At 62.2% G+C, this 4,947-nt stretch carries 6 protein-coding genes; 2 read left to right on the forward strand and 4 right to left on the reverse strand.

What is annotated here, in order from left to right; all coding sequences use genetic code 11:
• The 3 genes from WAN71_RS03150 to WAN71_RS03160 all read right to left on the reverse strand — a co-directional run.
• Nucleotides 1-410: helix-turn-helix domain-containing protein (locus WAN71_RS03150; protein ID WP_422223930.1), on the reverse strand; the 410-nt coding region annotated here is incomplete at its 3' end.
• The gene (locus tag WAN71_RS03155; RefSeq protein WP_422223931.1) at nucleotides 358-837 is read right to left on the reverse strand and encodes a hypothetical protein; all 480 of its coding nucleotides are present in this window, start codon (nucleotides 835-837) and stop codon (nucleotides 358-360) included. The genes WAN71_RS03150 and WAN71_RS03155, both read right to left, overlap by 53 nt.
• A 324-nt stretch (nucleotides 838-1,161) precedes the next feature.
• Nucleotides 1,162-2,295, reverse strand: a complete 1,134-nt coding sequence (locus WAN71_RS03160; protein WP_422223932.1) for an SPFH domain-containing protein — start codon at nucleotides 2,293-2,295, stop codon at nucleotides 1,162-1,164.
• Nucleotides 2,296-2,929: 634 nt separating this feature from the next.
• On the opposite strand from WAN71_RS03160, the gene WAN71_RS03165 reads away from it, so the two are divergent.
• Entirely contained in the window at nucleotides 2,930-3,304 is a 375-nt protein-coding gene (locus tag WAN71_RS03165; protein ID WP_422223933.1) for a hypothetical protein, read from the forward strand.
• A gap of 118 nt (nucleotides 3,305-3,422) precedes the next feature.
• Here WAN71_RS03165 and WAN71_RS03170 read toward each other — a convergent pair whose 3' ends face one another.
• Nucleotides 3,423-3,689, reverse strand: a complete 267-nt coding sequence (locus WAN71_RS03170) for a DUF732 domain-containing protein (RefSeq protein WP_422223934.1) — start codon at nucleotides 3,687-3,689, stop codon at nucleotides 3,423-3,425.
• 819 nt (nucleotides 3,690-4,508) lie between these two features.
• Here WAN71_RS03170 and WAN71_RS03175 point away from each other — a divergent pair.
• Nucleotides 4,509-4,947 (forward strand): serine/threonine-protein kinase (locus tag WAN71_RS03175; protein ID WP_422223935.1); only part of this gene is annotated, 439 nt, incomplete at its 3' end.

Raw genomic sequence — 4,947 nt, forward strand, 5'->3', positions numbered from 1 at the left:
TCGTTGGGCTGCTCGGCCTGGAAGCGGATGTAGCTGCTTTTGGGGCGTTTGTGCGGCTGGGGGGTAACGAAGCCTCGCGCGGAGAGGATCCGCCAGATCGTGGACACCGCGGGGCTGACACCGTGGCGCCGCTGAAGGTGAAACGCGATCGTCGCCGCCCCGGCCTCATGCCCATCACGCTCCAGCTCCTTACGTAACGCGATGACCTCGTCTTCGATGTCTTTGGCTGTGCGGTTGGGGCTGCGAAACGGCCTTCGTGGGCGTGGCTGCAGGCCCGCGTCGCCCTCGGCCAAGTAACGCTGGACGAGGGTAATCACCCACCGCCGAGAAACCCCGTACTCGCGGGCAACCTCACTTCTACTGCGTCCTTCGACCAGCACGGCCGTGACCACCAGCTGCGGCATTCCCATCGCTCAACCCTCGTCGTCGGGTGTAAACGATGTCCCGAGACAGCTGTGAACGATGTCGTGAACTCACGCACCTCCGCCACCGCCATGTCTGTACCAGGTCGCCGATTGCCTCGGCGGTCGGCGGGGCGGTCTCGCTGTAGGTGTAAGCGAATCGATCCGGGAGGTCGATGTGCTCTCCACCGGTATCCAGTCCGGCCCGGTAAACACCAATGAAAAAACCGGCTGCTCTACCGTCGAGGTGCCACTGGAAGGGCGACAGCGTGCCCACGCAGTCGGTGATCAGCACCTGGATGCCGCCCTCCAGCTGGGCCACGAGTGTCACGCAGTTACCACCGGTGTTGTGGAGCTTGAATCTGGTGCCGAAACGCTCGGACAGCACGGCGCAGATCTCGGCGAAACCGAAGTCCTCCTCGCTGTAGCCGGTCACTCCTACTGCTCCTGGCCGCATGGTTGCGGCACGGAACCTGGTCAACATCTCCTCGCCGAGAAGTCCTGCAGGAGGGGAAGATATTCCCAGCGACTATGGTCTGCCGAAGATCAACCTGGTTGCCAAAGATCAACAGAGGGTCTGGACCTTATCCTGGTTGACTCCCAGCGCGCCCCGCCCGCGATGGTCATGCGCCCGTATCGACGAGCAACACCCTCACATGTCCACACTGGCCCGGTTGTCGCGTTGATGCGCATACCCATTGCGTTCGCCGGATGGCGCACGCACAAGTCTCACGGCGCCGGGGTAGCCGGGCCGGACGTGTCATTGCTTATCGGGCGGCGCGTTGAGTCCAATTTGGTCTGACCCATCCTCGGAAGGGTGTTGACCGAGCCCGCCACGCAGAGAATCGAAGATTGCCAGGCCCTGTCCCACCAGGCCAGTGGCCATCTCGCCCAGCCCGTCGGCGCCGTTGAGGATGGTCAGGTTTGCCCCGGACAGACCATGAGCAGCCTGCCTGACGATTTCGGGTAGCTGATCGATCAGCATCCGGTCCAAGGCCACCCGGTTGTGCGAGGCTGCCGCTTCGGCTTGGATTTTCATTTTCTCAGCGTCGGCAACCGCCAGAATCCGGACGCGTTCTGCCTCCGCCTCGGCGGGCTTGACCACCTCCGAGACCAGCTCTTGCTGCCGGAGCTCTGCCGCGCGCTGAGCCAACTCGGTCCGCATCGCGAGCACTTCGCGCTGGGCTTGCGCCTCGGCCAGCGGTCCCGCCTGGCTGGCTTCTGCCTGCGCTTTGTCGACTTCGGCCTTGTACTGAGCCTGCACGATTGCCGTCTGTCGAGCGAACTCGGCCTGGTTGCGTTGCGACTCCTGCTCGGCCTCTGCCGCGGCCTGATCGGCCTTGGCCTGGGCAATCTGCGCCTGCTGCTGGATGGCCGCGTTGTGGGGCGCGGACATCGCCAGGATGTAGCCCAGGGAGCCGTCGTCGATGGACTGGATCTGCAGGGCGTCGACGGTCAGTCCGATCTTGATCATCTCCTCCTTGGACCCGTCGAGGACCTCCGTGGCCAGCTTCTGGCGTTCCTTGATGATCTGCTCGACGGTCATCGATCCGATGATCGAGCGCAGGTGACCGGCGAAGATTCGCCCAGTCAGAACCGCCATCTGGTTTTGGTCGGACAAGAATCGTTGTCCGGCGCTGACGATGCTTTCGGAGTCGTTGCCGACCTTGAAGGCAATGACGGCTCGAACGTTCAAGGTGATCCCCTGCTGAGTGACGCACCTTTCCTCGACCTCGGCCTCACACATTGCCAGCGTGAGGAGCCGAACCTTTCGGAAGAACGGCATGATGAAAGCGCCGTGACCGGTCACCACACGAAACGGAGCGTTGCCAGCAGCGCGGCCGCCGGAGATCAGCATCGCCTCGTCTGGTGCAGGCACTTTGTAGCCGAACATGTTGAACTCCTTGCAGATTCGTGTTTTAGGTCAGGAAGTCAGCGTTGACAAACTCGGGCCGGGCCATGGCTCAACCAGGACCGTCCGCGCACCTCGGACATCGATCACCAGCACCTCGGTCCCCCTCGGCAGGGGCTGCTCAGACCACGCAAGATAGGCCTCCTTCGTGCCCCGCACCTTCAGAAGGACCTCTCCGACGCCCGCGACGCCGCGGGTCGCCACGATCAACGACCCGACGCAACCGATCACCGAGACCTCACCCACCCCTCGCATACTCCTCCAATCGGCTGTGCTCGCGCACCCATTGACTGGACCAGCGCCCGCCTCGGCCGTCCCCCGGCGTTGTCGTCGTCTTGATGTGTCTTTGGCAGATTCTTGGAACGACACGCTCCACTGTCGGCGGCTCGGGGTAAACCAGAGAGCAGCAGCGGGGTGAGGGCGATGGCCGCGACAGCACCCGTTGCTGCGATTGTTACTTTCCTCATTTTCTCGTTCCTGTCGTTGCCAGAGGCACTAGGGCGGGGCAGACGCACTTCTATATGTCGGTGGTTAGCGGCGCGCAGGCCGCTCTCACAGGTAGGGTGCGGCCGACAACTTGGAGGATTCTTGGAAGATTTGTTGGCGAATTCTCCCGGTGAACGATCCCGGCTGGTGTGCCAAGACAGACGTTGCGGGGGAAGTTTCTCGCTTCGCACGGGCAATAGCGAGCGCCGCGTCGTTCGTCGTGTCCGGCTGCGTGGCGTGCCAGCTGCAGCTAGCGAGTCTTGCGCAAGCCGACGGTTTCCGTCAGCTCTGCTCCGACGTCGGCAGGATCAGCCACGACCCCTCGCGCAACATGCTTCTGGTCTGCAACGCGCAAACCCATACTTGGTTTATGTTGCCGATGATGCCCCAAGTCGCGCACCACGACGCTGGCACCGCGTGCAGTTCCAACAACTCTGAGGCGTTGTCACAAGACAACAGCTACTTACTGACATGCATCAACGGCCTTTGGGTAAACGGCAATTGACATCATCTCCACGAGCCAGGCCTCAAGTCAGCGAAACCTTAAAGGTGCCCGGTAGGGATGACCGTTCAGTTCAACTCGGCAAAGCTCGGCCCATCGCCTGGCCGTAGCCCGCTCGGCCTCAGCAGAGATATTGGTGCGCGGCCATGACGTAATCCTCCGCCTCGGCTCGGCCCATCTTCGTTTCAAGTTGGCCGATGCCGACGCCCTCGGTACATATTTGAATGCCCTGCTGCACAGCGGCATCGTTGCTTGTGAACGGCACGCCGTGGCTTCGCAGGAACGCCAGATATTCCGAGATGTCAGCATGCGCCGTAGCCGGCACGAACGATGCCCCGGCGGCCAGTCCGGCAGCCAGCGCCAGTCCAGCAATCATGTTGCGTAACATCAGGTTTCCCTTCTCAGTAGTGGCCTCGGCTGGATGTCTCGACTCACTCGGCAGGCCAACGGACGTAGTATCTGCCCCTTAATCACCGCCTCCCAATCTTCGGTAAACCTTTTCTTCAATTGCTAGTGGCTCATGCCGCCGAAGGCATTCCCACCGCTGGCATTCACATACCCCGGTGGAATGTTGTTGGGGTCCGCAGAGATCGGCGACGGCAGCCGACCATCCGTTGCCGTGGCTCGACGTCGTTGAGCCACCGCTGCAACCACGAGTGTCTTCATTAGCTCACCGTCTTGGTCAGCTGGATGGCACGGTTTTGCGGGTCGCCGTGCCGGTAACAGGATCACCGGAATCGCCGGGGTCAGTTGGACGCGTCAAACCGCACAAGATGCCGAATCGCCCACAATTGACGATTTCTGAAATTAAATGTTAGGCGCGCTACGGTACGCGGCTTGGAGACTTAGCAACGCGGTTTGAAGAAATTGTTCGGTACTTTGCTCGTGGAGCGGCCTCGGGTATGGCGGCACTGCGAGAATTCTGTGACGCGCACTGAACCCCGGGTCGCGCGGCCACGCATATTTCTGCTCGTTTTCGTACCGGACTTTGTGCTAGACGGGTTGCGGCTCAATAGGTATAGGTGTGCCGACTGTGAGGGCCGACAGGCCCTCCTTTCACTCCCCAGCTCTCGCAAGCTCCCCGCCTCGGCGGGGCGGTCCGCGTCCCTCGGGTGGGTGCTCAAAAGGCTCCGCAGTGCTGGCTGACAGCGGATGATGGTGCGTGTCCTCGTGCTGGGAGCCATGGGTGTCGGGAAGGGCGTGACTGGTGGAGGGCACTCCGTTTGGTCGCTACCGCCTGATCGAGTTGTTGGGCCGCGGCGGCATGGGTGAGGTGTGGCGCGCGCATGACACCGTCACCGACCGGGTCGTGGCCGTCAAGGTCTTGCCCGCGCATTTGTCTGAGGATGAGGATTTTCAGCGGCGATTCCGCCGGGAAGCCCACGCGGCGGCAAGGTTGGGCACCCCGCATGTGGTCCCGATCCATGACTATGGGGAGATCGACGGTCGACTGTTCGTGAGTATGCGGTTGATCGAGGGCCGCGACCTACAAGAGGTGCTGGCCGACGGGCCACTGGAACCGGCCCGCGCGGTGCGCATCATCGACCAAGTCGCCAAGGCGCTGCATGCCGCCCACAAGGTCGGGCTGATCCACCGTGACATCAAACCCTCCAACATCTTGCTCGACGATGACGACTTCGCCTACC

It is taken from the genome of Mycobacterium sp., assembly GCF_049280035.1.
GTDB lineage: Bacteria > Actinomycetota > Actinomycetes > Mycobacteriales > Mycobacteriaceae > Mycobacterium.